At 60.3% G+C, this 19,226-nt stretch carries 22 protein-coding genes; 13 read left to right on the top strand and 9 right to left on the bottom strand.

Going from position 1 to position 19,226, the window contains the following annotated elements; all coding sequences use genetic code 11:
- Positions 1-2 precede the first annotated feature (2 nt).
- From ptsN to NQL71_RS06010, 8 genes are all read right to left on the bottom strand, one after another.
- Positions 3-467, bottom strand: a complete 465-nt coding sequence (gene ptsN, locus NQL71_RS06045) for a PTS IIA-like nitrogen regulatory protein PtsN (protein WP_046820551.1) — start codon at positions 465-467, stop codon at positions 3-5.
- A 12-nt stretch (positions 468-479) separates the two neighbouring features.
- The gene (gene hpf, locus NQL71_RS06040; RefSeq protein WP_046820550.1) at positions 480-788 is read right to left on the bottom strand and encodes a ribosome hibernation-promoting factor, HPF/YfiA family; all 309 of its coding nucleotides are present in this window, start codon (positions 786-788) and stop codon (positions 480-482) included.
- Between the two features lie 74 nt (positions 789-862).
- Entirely contained in the window at positions 863-2,356 is a 1,494-nt protein-coding gene (locus NQL71_RS06035) for an RNA polymerase factor sigma-54 (RefSeq protein WP_046820549.1), read from the bottom strand.
- 184 nt (positions 2,357-2,540) lie between these two features.
- On the bottom strand, positions 2,541-3,266 hold the full coding sequence (lptB, locus tag NQL71_RS06030) for an LPS export ABC transporter ATP-binding protein (protein ID WP_008054366.1): 726 nt from the start codon (positions 3,264-3,266) through the stop codon (positions 2,541-2,543).
- Entirely contained in the window at positions 3,266-3,814 is a 549-nt protein-coding gene (lptA, locus tag NQL71_RS06025) for a lipopolysaccharide transport periplasmic protein LptA (protein WP_046820548.1), read from the bottom strand. The genes lptB and lptA overlap by 1 nt, the downstream gene beginning before the upstream one ends.
- Entirely contained in the window at positions 3,801-4,373 is a 573-nt protein-coding gene (gene lptC, locus NQL71_RS06020) for an LPS export ABC transporter periplasmic protein LptC (RefSeq protein WP_046820682.1), read from the bottom strand. The genes lptA and lptC overlap by 14 nt, the downstream gene beginning before the upstream one ends.
- Before the next feature lie 8 nt (positions 4,374-4,381).
- Complete coding sequence (locus NQL71_RS06015; protein ID WP_046820547.1) at positions 4,382-4,906, bottom strand: KdsC family phosphatase; 525 nt, start codon at positions 4,904-4,906, stop codon at positions 4,382-4,384.
- Positions 4,906-5,880: a KpsF/GutQ family sugar-phosphate isomerase gene (locus NQL71_RS06010; protein ID WP_046820681.1), complete on the bottom strand. Its 975-nt coding sequence runs from the start codon at positions 5,878-5,880 to the stop codon at positions 4,906-4,908. Before NQL71_RS06010 ends, NQL71_RS06015 begins: the two co-directional genes overlap by 1 nt.
- A 276-nt stretch (positions 5,881-6,156) precedes the next feature.
- Between NQL71_RS06010 and NQL71_RS06005 the strand changes: the two genes are divergently transcribed.
- From NQL71_RS06005 to hisC, 10 genes are all read left to right on the top strand, one after another.
- Positions 6,157-6,966, top strand: a complete 810-nt coding sequence (locus NQL71_RS06005) for an ATP-binding cassette domain-containing protein (protein WP_077182440.1) — start codon at positions 6,157-6,159, stop codon at positions 6,964-6,966.
- The gene (gene mlaE, locus NQL71_RS06000; RefSeq protein WP_046820545.1) at positions 6,966-7,763 is read left to right on the top strand and encodes a lipid asymmetry maintenance ABC transporter permease subunit MlaE; all 798 of its coding nucleotides are present in this window, start codon (positions 6,966-6,968) and stop codon (positions 7,761-7,763) included. The genes NQL71_RS06005 and mlaE overlap by 1 nt, the downstream gene beginning before the upstream one ends.
- Positions 7,763-8,230, top strand: a complete 468-nt coding sequence (gene mlaD / locus NQL71_RS05995; protein WP_034147091.1) for an outer membrane lipid asymmetry maintenance protein MlaD — start codon at positions 7,763-7,765, stop codon at positions 8,228-8,230. The genes mlaE and mlaD overlap by 1 nt, the downstream gene beginning before the upstream one ends.
- An 11-nt stretch (positions 8,231-8,241) precedes the next feature.
- A complete protein-coding gene (locus tag NQL71_RS05990; protein WP_046820544.1) occupies positions 8,242-8,883 on the top strand; it encodes an MlaC/ttg2D family ABC transporter substrate-binding protein in 642 nt (213 codons plus the stop codon).
- Positions 8,880-9,185: an STAS domain-containing protein gene (locus NQL71_RS05985; RefSeq protein ID WP_046820543.1), complete on the top strand. Its 306-nt coding sequence runs from the start codon at positions 8,880-8,882 to the stop codon at positions 9,183-9,185. Before NQL71_RS05990 ends, NQL71_RS05985 begins: the two co-directional genes overlap by 4 nt.
- A gap of 114 nt (positions 9,186-9,299) precedes the next feature.
- Positions 9,300-9,539 (top strand): BolA family protein, encoded by a 240-nt coding sequence (locus NQL71_RS05980; RefSeq protein ID WP_008054378.1) that lies wholly within the window; start codon positions 9,300-9,302, stop codon positions 9,537-9,539.
- Between the two features lie 22 nt (positions 9,540-9,561).
- Positions 9,562-10,827: a UDP-N-acetylglucosamine 1-carboxyvinyltransferase gene (gene murA, locus NQL71_RS05975; RefSeq protein WP_046820542.1), complete on the top strand. Its 1,266-nt coding sequence runs from the start codon at positions 9,562-9,564 to the stop codon at positions 10,825-10,827.
- Between the two features lie 127 nt (positions 10,828-10,954).
- A complete protein-coding gene (hisG, locus tag NQL71_RS05970; protein ID WP_046820541.1) occupies positions 10,955-11,590 on the top strand; it encodes an ATP phosphoribosyltransferase in 636 nt (211 codons plus the stop codon).
- 127 nt (positions 11,591-11,717) lie between these two features.
- Complete coding sequence (gene hisD / locus NQL71_RS05965) at positions 11,718-13,043, top strand: histidinol dehydrogenase (RefSeq protein ID WP_077182441.1); 1,326 nt, start codon at positions 11,718-11,720, stop codon at positions 13,041-13,043.
- A 1-nt stretch (position 13,044) separates the two neighbouring features.
- Positions 13,045-14,097, top strand: a complete 1,053-nt coding sequence (gene hisC / locus NQL71_RS05960; protein ID WP_274642387.1) for a histidinol-phosphate transaminase — start codon at positions 13,045-13,047, stop codon at positions 14,095-14,097.
- 124 nt (positions 14,098-14,221) lie between these two features.
- On the opposite strand, the gene algW is transcribed toward hisC, so the two are convergent.
- The gene (gene algW / locus NQL71_RS05955) at positions 14,222-15,382 is read right to left on the bottom strand and encodes a Do family serine endopeptidase AlgW (RefSeq protein WP_046820538.1); all 1,161 of its coding nucleotides are present in this window, start codon (positions 15,380-15,382) and stop codon (positions 14,222-14,224) included.
- 103 nt (positions 15,383-15,485) lie between these two features.
- Between algW and NQL71_RS05950 the strand changes: the two genes are divergently transcribed.
- The 3 genes from NQL71_RS05950 to cysN all read left to right on the top strand — a co-directional run bounded on the left by NQL71_RS05950 (position 15,486) and on the right by cysN (position 19,216).
- On the top strand, positions 15,486-16,244 hold the full coding sequence (locus NQL71_RS05950) for a Nif3-like dinuclear metal center hexameric protein (protein WP_046820537.1): 759 nt from the start codon (positions 15,486-15,488) through the stop codon (positions 16,242-16,244).
- 146 nt (positions 16,245-16,390) lie between these two features.
- The gene (gene cysD / locus NQL71_RS05945) at positions 16,391-17,308 is read left to right on the top strand and encodes a sulfate adenylyltransferase subunit CysD (protein WP_007970286.1); all 918 of its coding nucleotides are present in this window, start codon (positions 16,391-16,393) and stop codon (positions 17,306-17,308) included.
- Between the two features lie 9 nt (positions 17,309-17,317).
- Positions 17,318-19,216, top strand: coding sequence for a sulfate adenylyltransferase subunit CysN (gene cysN, locus NQL71_RS05940; protein WP_046820536.1), 1,899 nt, complete (start codon positions 17,318-17,320; stop codon positions 19,214-19,216).
- The last annotated feature ends 10 nt before the right edge of the window (positions 19,217-19,226 follow it).

Here is a 19,226-nt window from a genome sequence, read left to right as displayed (position 1 = left end):
GATTAATGACCGTTTTGCTCGTCCAGGACTACCTGATACAAGGCTTCATTGCTCGGGGCGCTACGCAGTTTTTCGCGCACTTCCTTGCGGTCGAGCATGCTGGCGATCTGGCGCAATAGCTCCAGGTGCGCATCGGTAGCAGCTTCCGGGACCAGTAGCACGAACAACAGGTCAACCGGGGCGCCGTCGATGGCGTCGAAATCGATGGGGGCGTCGAGGTGCATCAAGGCACTGATGGGCGATATACAGCCCTTCAAGCGACAGTGGGGAATAGCGATGCCGTTGCCAAAACCGGTCGAGCCGAGTTTTTCACGGGCAATCAAAGCCTCGAAGACATCTTGCATCTCCAGACCCGGCACTTCCCGGGCGATCAGGTTGGCAATTTGCTCGAGGGCTTTCTTTTTACTGCCGCCCGGCACGTTCACGAGGGAACGGCCGGGGGTCAGGATGCTTTCAAGTCGGATCATGGGTTGGGAGTATTAACGACCGGTTGCGCCTTGGAGCTGGCTCTGGGTCTTTTCCTTATGCTTTTTGAGTTGGCGATCCAGCTTGTCGGTGAGTGAGTCGATCGCGGCGTACATATCGGTATCTTCCGCGTTGGCGACCACTTCATTGCCGGGAATATGCAGCGTGGCTTCGATTTTCTGCTTCAGTTTTTCGACCGTCATCGTGACCTGCACGTTGGTGATCTTGTCGAAATGCCTCTCCAATCGTTGGAGTTTTTCGCCGATGTAGGTGCGAAGAGGTTCGGTCACTTCCAGTTGGTGTCCACTGATGTTGACTTGCATACAGCTTCTCCTTCGTTGCCAGTGCATAAAGCGGCAGGCAGAAATGCCTGCCACTGGAACGCTGTGGCGTGGCTCTACATCAACCGCTTGCGTTCGCTCGAAGGCGCGATCCCGAGGGATTCGCGGTACTTGGCGACGGTGCGGCGAGCCACCTGAATGCCTTGTGCCTCCAGTAAACCAGCGATCTTGCTGTCACTCAACGGCTTTTTCTGATTTTCCGCAGCCACCAGTTTTTTGATGATCGCGCGAATCGCCGTGGACGAGCATTCTCCGCCCTCGGAGGTGCTGACGTGACTGGAGAAAAAGTATTTCAGTTCATAGATTCCCCGAGGGGTATGCATGAATTTCTGTGTGGTGACCCGCGAAATCGTCGACTCGTGCATGCCGACCGCTTCGGCGATGTCATGCAGCACCAGTGGCTTCATGGCTTCGTCGCCGTACTCCAGGAAGCCGCGCTGATGCTCGACAATCTGGGTGGCCACTTTCATCAGCGTTTCGTTGCGGCTCTGCAGGCTCTTGATGAACCAGCGGGCTTCCTGCAGCTGGTTGCGCATGAAGGTGTTGTCGGCACTGGTGTCGGCGCGGCGAACGAAGCCAGCATATTGGGCGTTCACCCGCAGGCGAGGCACCGATTCCTGGTTGAGCTCCACCAGCCAGCGCTCGTTGTCCTTGCGCACGATCACATCGGGAACCACGTATTCGGCTTCGGTCGACTCGATTTGCGAGCCCGGGCGCGGGTTGAGGCTCTGGACCAGTTCGATCACCTGGCGCAGTTCATCTTCCTTGAGCTTCATGCGGCGCATCAGCTGGCTGTAGTCGCGGCTGCCGAGCAAGTCGATGTAGTCAGTCACCAGGCGCTTGGCTTCGGCCAGCCAAGGCGTCTTGGCGGGTAGCTGGCGCAGTTGCAGCAGCAGGCATTCGCCCAGGTTGCGGGCACCGATGCCGGCGGGTTCGAATTGCTGGATGCGGTGCAGGACGGCTTCGATTTCGTCCAGTTCGATGTCCAGTTCCGGGTCGAAGGCTTCGAGGATTTCCTCCAGCGTCTCGTCCAGATAACCCTGGTTGTTGATACAGTCGATCAGGGTCACGGCGATCAGGCGATCGGTGTCGGACATCGGGGCCAGGTTCAATTGCCACAGCAGGTGGCTTTGCAGGCTCTCGCCCGCCGATGTGCGGGTGGTGAAGTCCCACTCGTCGTCATCGTTGCTTGGCAGGCTGCTGGCGCTGGTCTGGTACACGTCTTCCCAGGCGGTATCGACAGGCAGTTCGTTGGGGATGCGCTCATTCCAGTCGCCTTCCTCGAGGTTATCGACGGTCGGGGCGGCTTCCTGGTAGGAGGGTTCCTGGATATCGGTACTGGGTTTGTGTTCGGCGTTGTCGGCCAGCGGGTCGGAATTGTCGAAGTCGTCGCCTTCTTCCTGGCGCTCGAGCATCGGATTGGACTCCAGGGCCTCCTGGATTTCCTGTTGCAGGTCCAGGGTCGACAATTGGAGCAGGCGGATGGCCTGTTGCAGCTGCGGTGTCATCGTCAGCTGCTGGCCCATTCTCAAGACTAGCGATGGTTTCATGGCAGGGGCTTAACACCTTATTCGCCGGCGCACATGCGCCATCCACTACAGGGCGCCGGAGCGCCAAACATAAGCAAATTATATGCCCGAAACCGCGGCGTTTGCCTAGAGCGCTGTAACAATAAAAAAAGGTTGATTTTTTATTGCGCCAGGCGCTCGGTCGACCCGCCGGACACCTCCACGCTTACAGACGGAATTCATGCCCCAGGTACACTTCCTTCACCAGGTCGTTGGCCAGGATGGTTTCAGCGTCGCCTTCGGCGATCAGTTGGCCATCGTTGACGATGTAGGCTGTTTCGCAGATATCCAGGGTCTCGCGGACGTTGTGGTCGGTGATCAGCACACCGATGCCCTTGGCCTTGAGGTGATGGATGATCTGCTTGATGTCACCGACCGAAATCGGGTCGACGCCGGCGAATGGTTCGTCGAGCAGGATGAATTTCGGATTGGTGGCCAGCGCCCGGGCAATTTCCACGCGGCGGCGCTCGCCACCGGACAGGCTCATGCCGAGGTTGTCGCGGATGTGGCTGATGTGGAACTCCTGCAACAGGCTTTCCAGTTCCTTGCGGCGACCGGCCTTGTCGAGTTCCTTGCGGGTCTCGAGGATGGCCATGATGTTGTCGGCCACCGACAGTTTGCGGAAGATCGACGCTTCTTGCGGCAGATAGCCGATACCCGCCTTGGCACGACCGTGCATCGGCTGGTGGCTGACGTCGAGGTCATCGATCAGCACGCGGCCCTGATCGGCCTGTACCAGGCCGACGATCATGTAGAAGCAGGTGGTCTTGCCGGCGCCGTTGGGGCCTAGCAGGCCGACGATCTGGCCGCTGTCGATCGACAGGCTGACGTCACGCACGACCTGGCGGCTCTTGTAGCTCTTGGCCAGGTGCTGGGCTTTCAGAGTTGCCATTACGGGGCCTTTTGCTCGTCGGTTTTCTTTTTCGGCTGGATCACCATGTCGATGCGCGGACGCGACTCGGTCACCTTGCTGCCCGTGGCGCGACCGGCGCTGGCCAGCTTCTTCTCGGTGTCATAGACGATTTTCTCGCCCTGGGTGACGTTGTTGTCCTTGTCGATGACCTTGGCCTTATCGATCAGCACTACGCGGTTTTGCGGAGCGAGGTACTGGATGGTCACACCCCAGCCTTGAACCGGCTTGGCGTCGCCAGCCGTCTGCAGTTGCTCGAAGTAGGCCAGGTTGCCCACCGAAGTCACCACGTCGATGTCGCCGTTCGGGGCGCGGGTCATGGTCACCTTGTTGCCGGTGACCTTCATCGAACCCTGGGTGATGATGACGTCGCCGGTGTAGGTGGCGATGCCTTGCTTGTCGTCCAGCTGGGCATCGTCGGCCTGAATGCGAATAGGCTGCTGTTGATCGTCCGGCAGAGCCCAGGCGCTCACGCTTCCCAGTGCAGCGCCCAGACTGAGCAAAATAGGGAGGGTTTTAACGAGCCTCATACTGTCCTCTTACGTTCGATAGCAGGTGTATCCTGCTTTCTTTCAAATACGCCTTCATTCCCTTGCCAGTCGATACACCGCCAGCGCCGTCGATTCTAACGTCTTGCTCGGTCTGCGCATATTGTTGCTGCGGGAACACGGTCATGCGAGTGGTGGTGATCAGGGTCCTGCGGTTTTTCTCGTCAAAACGTGTAATGCGCACCGAATCGATCAGCTCGACCTGTGTGCCGTCGGGATTGACTTCGCCTTTTTCACTCTGGACATGCCACGGAAACTCGGTACCCCGGAACATGTTCAGGTCGGGGTTGGTCAGCAGCGTCACTTCGGTGGCTTTCAGGTGCTCGACCTTGTCCGACGTCATCTCGTACTGGAGCCTGCCGTCCGGCAGGAACTGTACGCTGTGGGCGTTGGTGGCGTAATAGTCGATCGCACTCTCATCGACGTGCACTACCTGCTTGTCGAGGAAGCGTTCCGGGCTGATGTTCCAGTAGCCCACCGCGGCGAAAATCGCCGCGATGCTGCCGAACACCAGAATGTTGCGAAACTTTTTACTTAGCATGATCTGGCTCACAGGTACGCGCCGTTGGCCTCATCGAGGCGGCCTTGGGCGCGCAGGATCAATTCACAGAATTCACGGGCGGCACCTTCGCCACCACGGGCCTGGGTGATGCCGTGAGCGTGCTCGCGCACGAAGCTGGCGGCATTGGCCACGGCCATGCCCAGGCCTACGCGGCGGATCACCGGCAGGTCCGGCAAGTCGTCACCGAGGTAGGCGACCTGCTCATAGCTTAGGCCGAGTTGGCCAAGAAGCTCGTCGAGCACCACCAGTTTGTCTTCGCGCCCTTGATACAGGTGGGGAATGCCGAGGTTCTTCGCCCGTCGCTCCACCACCGGAGTCTTGCGGCCACTGATGATGGCCGTCTGCACGCCGGCCGCCATCAGCATCTTGATGCCCTGGCCGTCGAGCGTGTTGAACGTCTTGAATTCGCTGCCGTCTTCGAGGAAGTACAGGCGTCCGTCGGTCAGGACGCCGTCAACATCGAACACCGCCAGTTTGATCTGTTTGCCGCGTTGCAGCAGGTCCGTGCTCATTACATTACTCCCGCACGCAGCAAGTCGTGCATGTTCAGGGCGCCGACCGGGCGATCTTCGCTGTCGACGACGACGAGTGCGTTGATTTTGTGGTCTTCCATTATTTTCAGGGCCTCGGCGGCAAGCATTTCGGCGCGGGCAGTCTTGCCATGGGCCGTCATGACCTGATCGATGGTGGCGCTGTGGACGTCGATGCTGCGGTCCAGCGTGCGACGCAAATCACCGTCGGTGAAGATCCCGGCCAGCTTGCCGTCGGCCTCGAGTACCACCGTCATGCCCAGACCCTTGCGGGTCATTTCCATCAAGGCATCCTTGAGCAGGGTGCCGCGCTCTACCTGCGGCAGTTCTTGCCCGGCGTGCATGACGTTTTCCACTTTCAGCAGCAGGCGTCGGCCCAATGCGCCGCCCGGGTGGGAAAAGGCGAAGTCCTCGGCGGTAAAACCGCGGGCTTCCAGCAACGCGACGGCCAGGGCGTCGCCCATGACCAGTGCGGCAGTCGTCGACGAGGTCGGCGCGAGATTCAGCGGGCAGGCCTCGTGCTCGACATGCACATTCAGGTTGACCTCGGCGGCCTTGGCCAGCGGCGAGTCGGGCTTGCCGGTCATGCTGATCAGCTGGATGCCCAGGCGCTTGATCAGTGGCAGCAGGGTGACAATTTCATGGGTGGTGCCGGAGTTCGACAGCGCCAGGATGATGTCGTCGCGGGTGATCATGCCCATGTCGCCATGGCTGGCTTCGGCAGGATGCACGAAAAAGGCTGTGGTGCCGGTACTGGCCAGGGTCGCGGCAATCTTGTTGCCGATGTGCCCCGATTTACCCATGCCGAGCACGACGATGCGGCCTTTGCTGGCCAGAATCATTTCGCAGGCACGCACAAAATCCGCGTCGATACGGGGCAGCAAGCCTTTGACGGCTTCCAGTTCGAGGCGGATGGTGCGTTGTGCTGACTTGATCAGGTCGCTGGATTGGCTCATTTCGAAAATGTTTAGCCTGATGAAAAGGCGGCGATTATAGCCGGTATGGTTCAAACCCTCACGCAAGTTCGTTGCCCATCGTCATTCGTTGTTACCGAATACCCTCTAGATGGAGCTTCCTGGCTGTCATCTTGCTGAATATGGCCCGGCATTGGCCTTGGGCGCGTGACGCTTGCAGTGATATAGTTCGCCGCCAGTTCGGCCCGCCCAGGAAGTAGTGTGCTTTTGTCAGGAAGCCAGGCGTCCGAGTGTGAGGCTGCATCGCAAGGAGTTTAGATGAGCGCCGATAACGCCTACGCGGTCGAGCTGAAGGGACTGACCTTCAAGCGCGGTTCGCGCAGCATTTTCAATAACATTGATATCCGCATCCCGCGCGGCAAGGTCACCGGCATCATGGGGCCTTCCGGGTGTGGCAAGACCACGCTGCTGCGTTTGATGGGCGCGCAGTTGCGGCCTGCCAGTGGCGAAGTCTGGGTCAATGGCCAGAACCTGCCGGCGTTGTCGCGCAGTGATCTGTTCGATGCACGCAAGCACATGGGTGTGCTGTTCCAGAGTGGCGCACTGTTTACCGACCTCGATGTCTTCGAGAACGTTGCTTTCCCGTTGCGCGTTCATACCGCCCTGCCCGAGGAAATGATCCGCGACATCGTCCTGCTTAAATTGCAGGCCGTGGGACTGCGCGGTGCCATCGACCTGATGCCCGACGAACTGTCCGGCGGCATGAAGCGTCGCGTCGCGCTGGCGCGGGCGATTGCGCTCGATCCACAAATTCTCATGTATGACGAGCCCTTTGTCGGCCAGGACCCCATCGCCATGGGCGTACTGGTGCGCCTGATCCGTTTGCTCAACGATGCGCTGGGCATTACCAGTATCGTGGTGTCCCATGACCTGGCCGAAACCGCCAGCATTGCCGATTACATCTATGTGGTGGGCGACGGGCAGGTACTGGGGCAGGGCACGCCGGACGAACTGATGAACTCGGACGAGCCGCGCATTCGTCAATTCATGACAGGCGATCCCGACGGTCCGGTCGCCTATCACTTTCCAGCGACGGATTACCGCGCAGATCTTCTGGGGAAGCGTTGATGCGCAAGATTTCACTTTTGGAGAGGGTGCGCCGCTTCGGCCACGCGGGCATCGATGTGCTGGCAGTGTTCGGGCGCTCGTCGCTTTTCCTGTTTCACGCACTGCTGGGGCGCGGTGGCATCGGTGGCGGGTTTGGCCTGCTGGTCAAGCAACTGCATTCGGTGGGCGTAATGTCCCTGGTGATCATCGTGGTCTCCGGGATATTCATCGGCATGGTGCTGGCGCTCCAGGGCTTCAACATCCTCTCCAGCTACGGTTCGGAGCAGGCGGTGGGGCAGATGGTTGCGCTGACGCTGCTGCGCGAGTTGGGGCCGGTGGTCACCGCTTTGCTGTTCGCCGGGCGTGCCGGTTCGGCGCTGACGGCGGAAATCGGCAACATGAAGTCCACCGAACAGCTCTCCAGCCTGGAAATGATCGGGGTGGACCCGCTCAAGTACATCATTGCCCCGCGCCTGTGGGCCGGCTTCATTTCCTTGCCGGTGCTGGCGATGATTTTCAGCGTGGTGGGTATCTGGGGCGGTTCCTGGGTGGCCGTCGACTGGCTGGGGGTCTATGACGGTTCCTACTGGTCGAACATGCAAAACAGCGTGACCTTTGTCGACGATGTGCTCAACGGCATCATCAAAAGCATGGTTTTTGCCTTCGTCGTGACCTGGATCGCCGTATTCCAAGGCTATGACTGTGAGCCCACTTCAGAAGGGATCAGTCGTGCCACTACCAAGACCGTGGTGTATGCCTCATTGGCTGTGCTCGGCCTGGACTTTATTCTGACCGCCTTGATGTTTGGAGATTTCTGATGCAAAACCGCACCCTGGAAATCGGTGTCGGCCTTTTCTTGCTGGCTGGCATCCTGGCTTTGCTGTTGCTGGCGTTGCGGGTCAGTGGCCTGTCCCCGAGCCCGAACACCGAAACCTATAAACTTTACGCGTATTTCGACAATATCGCCGGTTTGACTGTCAGAGCAAAAGTGACCATGGCCGGTGTAACCATCGGCAAGGTCACGGCAATCGATCTGGACCGCGACAGCTTCACCGGTCGGGTGACCATGCAGCTGGAAAAGCGCGTAGATAATCTACCGGCTGACTCCACCGCATCTATCCTGACCGCTGGCCTGTTGGGCGAGAAGTACATCGGTATCAGCGTGGGCGGGGAAGAAGCCCTGCTCAAGGATGGCGGGACCATCCACGACACCCAGTCGTCGCTGGTACTCGAGGACCTGATCGGTAAATTCCTGCTCAATACCGTTAGCAAAGACGCCAAATGAGGAGCTTTTGAATGATCTCTACCTTACGACGTGGCCTGTTGGTTTTGCTCGCGGCCCTGCCGTTGGTGGCTAACGCCGTGGCGGCGCCTTCCGCGCACGAACTGGTCCAGGACACCACCAACCGGTTGCTGGCCGACCTGGCTGCCAACAAAGAGAAGTACAAGCAGGATCCTCAGGACTTCTATGCGGCGCTCAACAGCATCGTTGGGCCTGTGGTGGATGCCGAGGGCATTTCCAAGAGCATCATGACGGTCAAGTACTCGCGCAAAGCTACGCCTGCGCAAATGAAGACCTTTGAAGAGAACTTCAAGAAGGGTCTGTTCCAGTTCTATGGCAATGCCTTGCTCGAGTACAACAACCAGGGCATCACCGTTGATCCTGCCAAGGACGAGTCCGGCGACCGTACGAGCGTTGGCATGACGGTCAAGGGCAGCAACGGCGCGATCTATCCTGTGTCCTATACACTGGAGAAGGTCGGCGGCGAATGGAAACTGCGCAACGTCATCATCAACGGTATCAACATTGGCAAGCTGTTCCGTGATCAGTTCGCTGATGCGATGCAGCGCAATGGCAACGACCTGGACAAAACCATCAATGGTTGGGCCGGGGAAGTCGCCAAGGCCAAGGAATCCACCGAGAAACAGACCCAATGAGTGAGTCCGCGGTCCGCATGGACGAAGCCGGCGAGCTGCGGCTCAGCGGCGTGCTGGACTATCGCACCGGTCCTGAGCTGCGCCGACAGGGGCAGGCGCTGATCAGCGCCAGCAAGGCCGCGGCCCTGGTGGTCGATTGTTCGGCGGTGGAGAAGTCCAGCAGCGTCGGTCTGTCGTTGCTGTTGTGCTTCATGCGTGATGCCCAGGCGGCCGGCAAGGCGCTGAGCATCCGCGGGATGCCAGAAGATATGCGCGAAATCGCCCAGGTCAGTGAGCTGACCGAGCTGTTGGCGCATCCCTAACCCGCATCTATAAAGAAGCCCCCCGTCAGAGTCCTGCTTCCCGGGGTTCGCAGGCGCGGGGCTTTTTTGTATGATGTCCGACCCGCGCGCACAGGGCGCCGATTGAGGTTGATCATGCAGGCCGTAGAAGTGAAGAGCTTCCTTGAAGGAAAGCTGCCCGGAACGAAGGTAGAAGTCGAGGGCGAAGGCTGCAATTTCCAGCTGAACGTGATTAGCGATGAACTGGCGGCTTTGAGCCCGGTGAAGCGTCAGCAGCAGATCTATGCCCATTTGAACCCATGGATCACCGATGGCAGCATCCATGCGGTCACTATGAAATTTTTCAGCAGCGCGGCCTGGGCCGAGCGCACCTGAGCCCAAGGGCGTCGAGATTCTTATGGATAAATTGATTATTACTGGCGGTGCTCGTCTCGATGGCGAAATCCGTATCTCCGGGGCGAAGAACTCGGCCCTGCCGATCCTCGCTGCTACCCTGCTGTGCGACGGTCCTGTGACTGTGGCCAATCTGCCGCACCTGCACGACATCACCACCATGATCGAGCTGTTCGGTCGTATGGGCATCGAACCGGTGATCGACGAGAAGCTGGCCGTCGAGATCGACCCGCGCACCATCAAGACCCTGATCGCTCCGTACGAACTGGTCAAGACCATGCGTGCGTCGATCCTGGTACTGGGCCCGATGGTTGCCCGCTTCGGTGAAGCTGAAGTCGCGCTGCCTGGCGGTTGCGCCATCGGTTCGCGTCCGGTTGACCTGCACATCCGTGGCCTGGAAGCCATGGGCGCGATCATCGACGTCGAAGGCGGTTACATCAAGGCCAAGGCCCCGGAAGGCGGCCTGCGCGGCGCGCACTTCTTCTTCGACACCGTCAGCGTGACCGGTACCGAAAACATCATGATGGCTGCCGCATTGGCCAAGGGTCGCAGCGTACTGGCTAACGCCGCGCGCGAACCTGAAGTCGTCGACCTGGCCAACTTCCTGAATGCCATGGGTGCCAAGGTTTCCGGCGCTGGCACCGACACCATCACCATTGATGGCGTCGAGCGTCTGCACACCACCACCTACAAGGTAATGCCGGACCGTATCGAAACCGGTACTTACCTGGTAGCTGCGGCCGTGACCGGCGGGCGTGTGAAGGTCAAGGACACCGATCCGACCATCCTCGAAGCCGTTCTGGAAAAACTCCGTGAAGCCGGTGCCGAAATCACCTGCGGCGAAGACTGGATCGAGCTGAACATGCACGGCAAGCGGCCTAAAGCCGTCAACGTGCGCACCGCTCCGTACCCGGCTTTCCCGACCGACATGCAGGCGCAGTTCATCTCCCTCAACGCCATTGCCGAAGGCACGGGCGCCGTGATCGAGACGATCTTCGAAAACCGCTTCATGCACGTTTACGAACTGCACCGCATGGGCGCCAAGATCCAGGTCGAAGGCAACACCGCCATTGTTACCGGTACCGAGAAGCTCAAGGGCGCGCCAGTGATGGCCACCGACCTGCGTGCTTCGGCCAGCCTGGTGATCTCGGCGCTGATCGCCGACGGCGACACCCTGATCGACCGCATCTACCACATAGACCGTGGTTACGAGTGCATCGAAGAGAAGCTGCAGATGCTGGGCGCCAAGATCCGCCGCGTTCCGGGCTAGTTTCTGTTGCATGGGCGCAGGGACGTGCCCGTTGAATTGTTGCAAGTCGAGCCGGGTTCCGGCTCGACGTGTGTCCGGCGCCATTTGCGACCGGGCATGAGTACCTTGATAAGGACTGACGTTTCCCATGTTGACCATCGCACTGTCCAAGGGCCGCATCCTTGACGACACCCTGCCGCTTCTGGCTGAAGCGGGTATCGTGCCGACCGAGAATCCGGACAAGAGTCGCAAGCTGATCATTCCCACGACCCAGGAAGATGTACGCCTGTTGATCGTGCGTGCCACCGACGTGCCGACCTATGTCGAGCATGGTGCCGCCGACCTCGGTGTCGCGGGTAAAGACGTGTTGATGGAATACGGCGGCCAGGGCTTGTACGAGCCGCTGGACCTGCAGATTGCCCAGTGCAAGTTGATGACGGCCGGCAAGGTCGGCGCGGCCGAGCCCAAGGGCCGCCTGCGCATCGCCACCAAGTTCGTCAACGTCGCCAAGCGTTACTACGCCGAACAAGGCCGTCAGGTCGACATCATCAAGCTGTACGGCTCTATGGAGCTGGCGCCCCTGATCGGCCTGGCCGACAAGATCATCGACGTGGTCGACACCGGTAACACGCTGCGGGCTAATGGCCTGGAGCCACAGGACTTCATCGCGGCCATCAGCTCCCGTCTGATCGTCAACAAAGCTTCGATGAAAATGCAGCACGCCCGTATCCAGGCGTTGATCGACACCCTGCGCAAGGCAGTGGAGTCTCGACACCGCGGCTGATTCACCTGCGCGACTTTGAGTCGCGCCCGTCTATCCGCCTCATAGCCAGAATTCTCAGGTGCCCAAGCGGAAACGACTGCTAAGTTAGGGCGCCTGAGTTTTTTGCCAATCCTATGAGGCTCTCGCTATGACCGCACCGACTGCAATTCGCCGACTCAACGCTGCTGACCCGGATTTCGCGCATCATCTGGATCATCTGCTGAGCTGGGAAAGTGTGTCTGACGACTCGGTCAATCAGCGAGTGCTGGACATCATCAAGGCCGTGCGCGAGCGTGGCGATGCGGCGCTGGTGGACTTTACCCGCCAGTTCGACGGCCTGGACGTGAAGTCCATGGCCGACCTGATCCTGCCGCGCGAACGCCTGGAGCTGGCGCTTACCCGCATTACCGTGCCGCAGCGCCAAGCCCTGGAAGTCGCCGCCGCCCGGGTGCGCAGCTACCACGAAAAGCAGAAGCAGGACTCCTGGAGCTACACCGAAGCCGATGGCACCGTGCTGGGCCAGAAGGTCACGCCGCTGGACCGCGCTGGGCTCTACGTGCCTGGCGGTAAGGCTTCGTACCCGTCGTCCGTGCTGATGAACGCGATTCCGGCCAAGGTTGCCGGCGTGACCGAAGTGGTCATGGTGGTGCCGACGCCGCGTGGCGAAATCAACGAGCTGGTGCTGGCCGCCGCCTGCATCGCCGGTGTCGACCGTGTATTCACCATCGGTGGCGCCCAAGCAGTGGCCGCGTTGGCCTACGGTACCGAAAGCGTGCCGATGGTCGATAAAGTCGTCGGCCCGGGCAACATCTACGTTGCCACGGCCAAGCGTCACGTATTCGGCCAGGTCGGTATCGACATGATCGCCGGTCCGTCCGAGATCCTCGTGGTGTGTGACGGCAAGACCGATCCGGACTGGATCGCCATGGACCTGTTCTCCCAGGCCGAGCACGACGAGGACGCCCAGGCGATCCTGGTCAGCCCGGATGCCGAGTTCCTCGACCAGGTTGCGGCGAGTATCGCCAAGCTGATGCCGACCATGGAGCGTGCCGCGATCATCGAAACCTCGATCAATGGCCGTGGTGCGCTGATCAAGGTCCGCGACATGGAACAAGCCATCGAAGTGGCCAACCGCATCGCGCCGGAGCACCTGGAACTGTCGGTCGCCGATCCGCAGGCTTGGCTGCCACAGATCCGCCACGCCGGTGCCATCTTCATGGGCCGTCACACTTCCGAAGCCTTGGGCGACTACTGCGCAGGCCCGAACCACGTGTTGCCGACTTCCGGCACGGCGCGGTTCTCGTCGCCGCTGGGCGTCTACGACTTCCAGAAACGCTCGTCGATCATCTTCTGCTCCGAGCAGGGCGCGTCCGAGCTGGGCAAGACCGCTTCCGTGCTGGCCCGTGGTGAGTCGCTGACCGCCCACGCCCGCAGTGCCGAATACCGCATCATTGACGACAAGCAGGGGAACTGAGATGAGTAAATTCTGGAGCCCGTTCGTCAAGAACCTGGTGCCGTACGTGCCGGGCGAGCAGCCGAAACTGGCCAAACTGGTGAAGCTCAACACCAACGAAAACCCGTACGGTCCATCGCCCAAAGCCTTGGCCGCGATGCAGACTGAACTGAACGACAACCTGCGCCTGTACCCGGACCCGAACAGCGACCGGCTGAAGAACGCCGTGGCCCAGTATTACGGCGTGCAGGGCAACCAGGTGTTCCTCGGCAACGGTTCCGACGAAGTCCTGGCGCACATTTTCCACGGCTTGCTGCAGCACGATCAGCCGCTGCTGTTCCCGGACATCAGCTACAGCTTCTACCCGGTCTACTGCGGGCTGTACGGCATCGAGTTCAATGCGGTGCCGCTGGACGAGCAGTTCCGGATCAACCCGGCCGACTACGCCAAACCCAACGGCGGGATCATTTTCCCCAACCCGAACGCACCGACCGGTTGCCTGTTGGCACTCGATGCCGTCGAGCAAATCCTCAAGGCCAGCCCGGATTCAGTGGTCGTGGTGGATGAGGCTTACATTGATTTCGGCGGTGAGACGGCAATCAGCCTGGTGGATCGTTATCCAAACCTGCTGGTGACTCAAACCCTGTCCAAGTCCCGTTCGTTGGCTGGCCTGCGGGTTGGCCTGGCGGTGGGGCACCCGGACCTGATCGAAGCGCTGGAGCGGATCAAGAACAGCTTCAACTCCTATCCGCTGGATCGGATGGCGAATGTCGGGGCCGCGGCGGCGTTCGAGGATCGCGAGTACTTCGACAAGACCTGCCGGTTGGTGATCGAGAACCGTGAGAAGGTGGTTGCGCAATTGGAGGCGAAGGGCTTTGAAGTGCTGCCGTCGGCGGCCAACTTCATTTTCGCCCGTCACCCCAAGCACGATGCAGCAGGCCTGGCGGCAAAACTGCGTGAGCAGGGTGTGATCGTCCGGCACTTCAAGCAGGAGCGGATTGCCCAGTTCCTGCGGATCTCAATCGGTACGCCTGAGCAGAACCAGGCCCTGATCGACGGCCTCGGCGACCTCTAAACCAACACGGATACACCTGTGGGAGCGAGCCTGCTCGCGAAAGCGGTATGTCAGTTAACCTATGCGCTGACTGACACGCCGCCTTCGCGAGCAGGCTCGCTCCCACAGTTTTTTGTATTGCTGCTTAGTTTTCTTCTTTGTCTTTCACCGGCGCAGGCGGCGGGCGCAAACCGATTTCCGCGGTGAGCTTCAATTCCTTGCCATTACGCATCACCTGGATCGCAACCTTGTCAGTCGGTTTGATCCGCGCGACCTGGTTCATCGAGCGGCGGCCATCGCCCGCCGGTTCGCCGTCGATGCTGAGAATCACATCGCCCAATTGCAGGCCGGCCTTTTGCGCCGGGCCGTCACGGAAAATCCCCGCGACCACGATGCCTGGACGCCCCGACAGGCCAAACGACTCCGCCAGCTCCTGGGACAATGGCTGCACTTCGATGCCGAGCCAGCCGCGAATGACCTGGCCGTGTTCGATGATCGACTTCATCACTTCCATGGCCAGCTTCACCGGAATCGCGAAGCCGATGCCCTGGGAGCCGCCGGACTTGGAGAAAATCGCCGTGTTGATGCCGGTCAGGTTGCCGTTGGCATCCACCAGCGCACCGCCGGAGTTGCCCGGGTTGATCGCGGCGTCGGTCTGGATGAAGTCTTCGTAGTTGTTCAGGCCCAGCTGATTGCGCCCGGTGGCGCTGATGATGCCCATGGTCACGGTCTGGCCGACGCCGAAGGGGTTGCCGATGGCCAGGGCCACGTCGCCGATGCGCAGGTTGTCGGAGCGGCCGACGGTGATCGAAGGCAGGTTCTTCAGGTCGATCTTGAGGACCGCCAGGTCGGTTTCCGGATCGCTGCCGATCACCCGTGCCAGGGTCTCACGGCCATCCTTGAGTGCCACCACGATCTGGTCGGCACCGCTGGTGACGTGGTTGTTGGTGAGGATGTAACCTTGCGGGCTCATGATCACGCCGGAACCGAGGCTGGACTCCATGCGTTTCTGCTTGGGCGAGTTGTCGCCGAAGAAGCGGCGAAACTGCGGATCCTCGAACAGCGGGTGATTGGGTTTGTTGATGACTTTGGTGGTGTACAGGTTCACCACCGACGGCGCGGCGGTGGTCACCGCATCGGCATAGGACACCGGGCCTTGCTGCATGCTGGTGGTTTGCGGGGCTTGTTGCAGGTTGACGTCCAGGCTTGGAAGCCCGACCCACTGCGGGTAACGCTGGATGATTAACAGAGCGACAAGCACGCCGGCCAACAGCGGCCAGCCGGAAAAACGCAGCGCCTTGAGCATTAAGCACGTCCTGAGAGAGTTGCAGGCGGTATGAGACCGCTCATAATGACGCGCATTATACGAGGCTGCGCCTGCCTCTGAACGGGATATTTAGGAGTCTTTTATGGCCGTCGCCCTGAGCACCTTGGTCGAAGAAGCCGACCGTTACCTCGGCAGTTCGAAAATTGCCGATTACTGCCCCAACGGCCTGCAGGTCGAGGGCAGGCCGCAGGTGATGCGCATCGTCAGTGGCGTCACCGCCAGCCAGGCCTTGCTCGATGCCGCGGTGGAGGCCAATGCCGACCTGGTGCTGGTGCATCACGGCTACTTCTGGAAAGGCGAGAATCCGTGCATCACCGGCATGAAGCAGCGCCGCCTGAAGACGCTGCTCAAGCACGATATCAGCCTGCTGTCCTATCACTTGCCGCTGGACCTGCACCCTGACGTTGGCAACAACGTGCAGTTGGCGCGGCAGCTGGACATCACCGTCGAAGGGCCGCTGGACCCCGACAACCTGAAGATCGTCGGCCTGGTCGGTTCATTGAACGAACCCGCGACACCCCGGGACTTTGCCCGCCGCGTGCGCGAGGTGATGGGCCGCGAACCCTTGCTGATCGAAGGCAGCAACATGATACGCCGAGTCGGCTGGTGCACCGGTGGCGGCCAGGGTTACATCGATCAGGCGGTGCTGGCCGGTGTCGATCTGTACCTCAGCGGCGAAGCGTCCGAGCAAACTTTCCACAGCGCGCGTGAGAACGACATCAGCTTCATTGCCGCCGGCCACCATGCCACCGAGCGCTATGGCGTGCAGGCATTGGGTGACTACCTTGCGCGCAGGTTTGCCCTGGAACACATCTTCATCGACTGCCCGAACCCGATCTGAATGTGGGAGCGGTTGCCAAACGGGCGGGCATATTCATATGCTCTTTCGATCTAGTTGGTGTCCTGATTAGAAGAGGTCGCTGTGCTAGGATTCCTCGCTCGAACACGGCCCGCTGGCCGTTCATAAGAAAGTTTTCGTGAGTAGCCATGGTCGACAAACTGACGCATCTGAAACAGCTGGAGGCGGAAAGCATCCACATCATCCGCGAGGTGGCCGCCGAGTTCGACAACCCGGTGATGCTGTACTCCATCGGTAAAGACTCCGCCGTGATGCTGCACCTGGCACGCAAGGCATTCTTCCCCGGCAAGCTGCCGTTCCCGGTGATGCACGTCGACACTCGCTGGAAATTCCAGGAGATGTACGCCTTCCGCGACAAGATGGTTGCCGAGCTGGGCCTGGACCTGATCACCCACGTCAACCCCGATGGCGTGGCGCAGAACATCAACCCGTTCACCCACGGCAGTGCCAAGCACACCGACATCATGAAGACCGAGGGCCTGAAGCAGGCACTGGACAAGCATGGTTTCGACGCCGCCTTCGGTGGTGCCCGCCGCGACGAAGAGAAATCCCGTGCCAAAGAGCGCGTGTACTCGTTCCGCGACAGCAAGCACCGCTGGGACCCGAAAAACCAGCGTCCAGAGTTGTGGAACGTCTACAACGGCAAGGTCAACAAGGGTGAATCCATCCGCGTATTCCCATTGTCGAACTGGACCGAGCTGGACATCTGGCAGTACATCTATCTTGAAGGTATCCCGATCGTCCCGCTGTACTTCGCCGCCGAGCGTGAAGTCATCGAGAAGAACGGCACCCTGATCATGATCGATGACGAGCGCATCCTCGAACACCTGAGCGATGAAGACAAAGCCCGCATCGTCAAGAAGAAAGTGCGTTTCCGTACCCTTGGCTGCTACCCGTTGACGGGCGCGGTGGAGTCCGAGGCCGAAAGCCTCACGGACATCATTCAGGAAATGCTCCTGACGCGAACTTCCGAGCGCCAGGGCCGTGTCATCGATCACGATGGCGCTGGCTCCATGGAAGACAAAAAACGTCAGGGTTATTTCTAAGGGGTTGTCATGTCGCACGCATCTGATTTGATCAGCGAGGACATCCTCGCTTACCTGGGCCAGCACGAACGTAAAGAGCTGCTGCGCTTTTTGACCTGCGGTAACGTCGACGACGGCAAGAGCACCCTGATCGGGCGCCTGCTGCACGACTCCAAGATGATCTACGAAGATCACCTGGAAGCCATTACCCGCGACTCGAAAAAAGTCGGCACCACCGGTGAGGATATCGACCTGGCGCTGCTGGTCGATGGCCTGCAGGCCGAGCGTGAGCAAGGCATCACCATCGATGTCGCGTATCGCTATTTCTCCACCGCAAAACGCAAATTCATCATCGCCGATACCCCCGGCCATGAGCAGTACACCCGCAACATGGCCACCGGTGCATCCACCTGTGACCTGGCGATCATCCTGGTCGACGCCCGTTACGGCGTGCAGACCCAGACCCGTCGCCACAGCTTCATCGCCTCGCTGCTGGGCATCAAGCACATCGTTGTGGCCATCAACAAGATGGACCTCAAGGACTTCGACCAGGGCGTGTTCGAGTCGATCAAGGCCGATTACCTGCAGTTCGCCGAAGGCTTGAAGATGAAGCCCACCACGATGCACTTCGTGCCGATGTCCGCCTTGAAGGGCGACAACGTGGTGAACAAATCCGAGCGCTCGCCGTGGTACACCGGCCAGTCGCTGATGGAAATCCTCGAGACCGTGGAAGTGGCGGGCGACCGTAACTTTACCGACCTGCGTTTCCCGGTGCAGTACGTCAACCGTCCGAACCTGAACTTCCGCGGTTTCGCCGGCACCCTCGCCAGCGGCATCGTCAAGAAGGGCGACGAAGTGGTCGTGCTGCCGTCGGGCAAGAGCAGCCGTGTGAAATCCATCGTCACCTTCGAAGGTGAGCTGGAGCATGCAGGTCCAGGCCAGGCCGTAACCCTGACCATGGAAGACGAAATCGATATCTCCCGTGGCGACCTGTTGGTACATGCCGACAACGTTCCGCCGGTGACCGACAGCTTCGAAGCCATGCTGGTGTGGATGGCTGAAGAGCCGATGCTGCCGGGCAAGAAGTACGACTTCAAGCGCGCCACCAGTTACGTGCCGGGCTCCATCGCCAGCATCGTCAACAAGGTCGACGTGAACACTCTGGAAGAAGGCCCGGCCAGCGCGTTGCAACTGAACGAAATCGGCAAGGTCAAGATCGCGCTCGACGCGCCGATTGCCCTCGACGGCTACGACAGCAACCGCACCACCGGCGCGTTCATCATCATCGACCGCCTGACCAATGGCACCGTTGGCGCCGGCATGATCGTCGCGCAGCCAGTGGCTCATGGCACCAGCACGCACCACGGCAAACTGGCCCACGTCGCCACCGAAGAACGCGCCCAGCGTTTCGGCCAGCAACCGGCCACCGTGTTGTTCAGCGGTTTGTCGGGCGCGGGCAAAAGTACCCTGGCTTATGCCGTCGAGCGCAAGCTGTTCGACCTGGGTCGCGCAGTGTTCGTCCTCGATGGCCAGAACCTGCGTCACGACCTGAACAAAGGTCTGCCACAGGATCGCGCCGGGCGTACGGAGAACTGGCGTCGTGCCGCGCATGTTGCGCGTCAGTTCAACGAAGCCGGTCTACTGACCCTGGCGGCCTTCGTGGCGCCGAGTGCCGAAGGTCGTGAGCAGGCGAGGGAGCTGATCGGCAAGGAACGTCTGCTGACGGTCTACGTCCAGGCCTCGCCGACCGTCTGCGCCGAGCGTGACCCGCAAGGCCTGTACGCGGCGGCCGGGGATAACATCCCGGGCGAGTCGTTCCCGTACGACGTGCCGCTGGATGCCGATCTGGTGATCGACACCCAGTCCGTGTCGCTGGAAGAAGGCGTGAAGCAAGTGCTGGATCTGCTGCGCAAGCGTGGCGCGATCTAAGCCTTAGCCA

Source organism: Pseudomonas serbica (assembly GCF_028823535.1).
In the GTDB taxonomy this organism is placed as follows: domain Bacteria; phylum Pseudomonadota; class Gammaproteobacteria; order Pseudomonadales; family Pseudomonadaceae; genus Aquipseudomonas; species Aquipseudomonas serbica.
Note: the sequence above shows the minus strand (reverse complement) of the source record. Positions and strands in the feature narration are given on the sequence as shown.

What these genes read in the sequence shown, in the direction of transcription:
- lptA (WP_046820548.1), bottom strand. Translation starts at nt 3,814, where the DNA reads ATGAGGCTCGTTAAAACCCTCCCTATTTTGCTCAGTCTGGGCGCTGCA.
- NQL71_RS05980 (WP_008054378.1), top strand. Translation starts at nt 9,300, where the DNA reads ATGCAGGCCGTAGAAGTGAAGAGCTTCCTTGAAGGAAAGCTGCCCGGA.
- hisD (WP_077182441.1), top strand. Translation starts at nt 11,718, where the DNA reads ATGACCGCACCGACTGCAATTCGCCGACTCAACGCTGCTGACCCGGAT.
- mlaE (WP_046820545.1), top strand. Translation starts at nt 6,966, where the DNA reads ATGCGCAAGATTTCACTTTTGGAGAGGGTGCGCCGCTTCGGCCACGCG.
- hpf (WP_046820550.1), bottom strand. Translation starts at nt 788, where the DNA reads ATGCAAGTCAACATCAGTGGACACCAACTGGAAGTGACCGAACCTCTT.
- lptB (WP_008054366.1), bottom strand. Translation starts at nt 3,266, where the DNA reads ATGGCAACTCTGAAAGCCCAGCACCTGGCCAAGAGCTACAAGAGCCGC.
- cysN (WP_046820536.1), top strand. Translation starts at nt 17,318, where the DNA reads ATGTCGCACGCATCTGATTTGATCAGCGAGGACATCCTCGCTTACCTG.
- NQL71_RS05990 (WP_046820544.1), top strand. Translation starts at nt 8,242, where the DNA reads ATGATCTCTACCTTACGACGTGGCCTGTTGGTTTTGCTCGCGGCCCTG.
- lptC (WP_046820682.1), bottom strand. Translation starts at nt 4,373, where the DNA reads ATGCTAAGTAAAAAGTTTCGCAACATTCTGGTGTTCGGCAGCATCGCG.
- NQL71_RS05950 (WP_046820537.1), top strand. Translation starts at nt 15,486, where the DNA reads ATGGCCGTCGCCCTGAGCACCTTGGTCGAAGAAGCCGACCGTTACCTC.
- cysD (WP_007970286.1), top strand. Translation starts at nt 16,391, where the DNA reads ATGGTCGACAAACTGACGCATCTGAAACAGCTGGAGGCGGAAAGCATC.
- hisG (WP_046820541.1), top strand. Translation starts at nt 10,955, where the DNA reads ATGTTGACCATCGCACTGTCCAAGGGCCGCATCCTTGACGACACCCTG.
- NQL71_RS06015 (WP_046820547.1), bottom strand. Translation starts at nt 4,906, where the DNA reads ATGAGCACGGACCTGCTGCAACGCGGCAAACAGATCAAACTGGCGGTG.
- NQL71_RS06005 (WP_077182440.1), top strand. Translation starts at nt 6,157, where the DNA reads ATGAGCGCCGATAACGCCTACGCGGTCGAGCTGAAGGGACTGACCTTC.
- NQL71_RS06035 (WP_046820549.1), bottom strand. Translation starts at nt 2,356, where the DNA reads ATGAAACCATCGCTAGTCTTGAGAATGGGCCAGCAGCTGACGATGACA.
- mlaD (WP_034147091.1), top strand. Translation starts at nt 7,763, where the DNA reads ATGCAAAACCGCACCCTGGAAATCGGTGTCGGCCTTTTCTTGCTGGCT.
- NQL71_RS06010 (WP_046820681.1), bottom strand. Translation starts at nt 5,880, where the DNA reads ATGAGCCAATCCAGCGACCTGATCAAGTCAGCACAACGCACCATCCGC.
- ptsN (WP_046820551.1), bottom strand. Translation starts at nt 467, where the DNA reads ATGATCCGACTTGAAAGCATCCTGACCCCCGGCCGTTCCCTCGTGAAC.
- hisC (WP_274642387.1), top strand. Translation starts at nt 13,045, where the DNA reads ATGAGTAAATTCTGGAGCCCGTTCGTCAAGAACCTGGTGCCGTACGTG.
- NQL71_RS05985 (WP_046820543.1), top strand. Translation starts at nt 8,880, where the DNA reads ATGAGTGAGTCCGCGGTCCGCATGGACGAAGCCGGCGAGCTGCGGCTC.
- murA (WP_046820542.1), top strand. Translation starts at nt 9,562, where the DNA reads ATGGATAAATTGATTATTACTGGCGGTGCTCGTCTCGATGGCGAAATC.
- algW (WP_046820538.1), bottom strand. Translation starts at nt 15,382, where the DNA reads ATGCTCAAGGCGCTGCGTTTTTCCGGCTGGCCGCTGTTGGCCGGCGTG.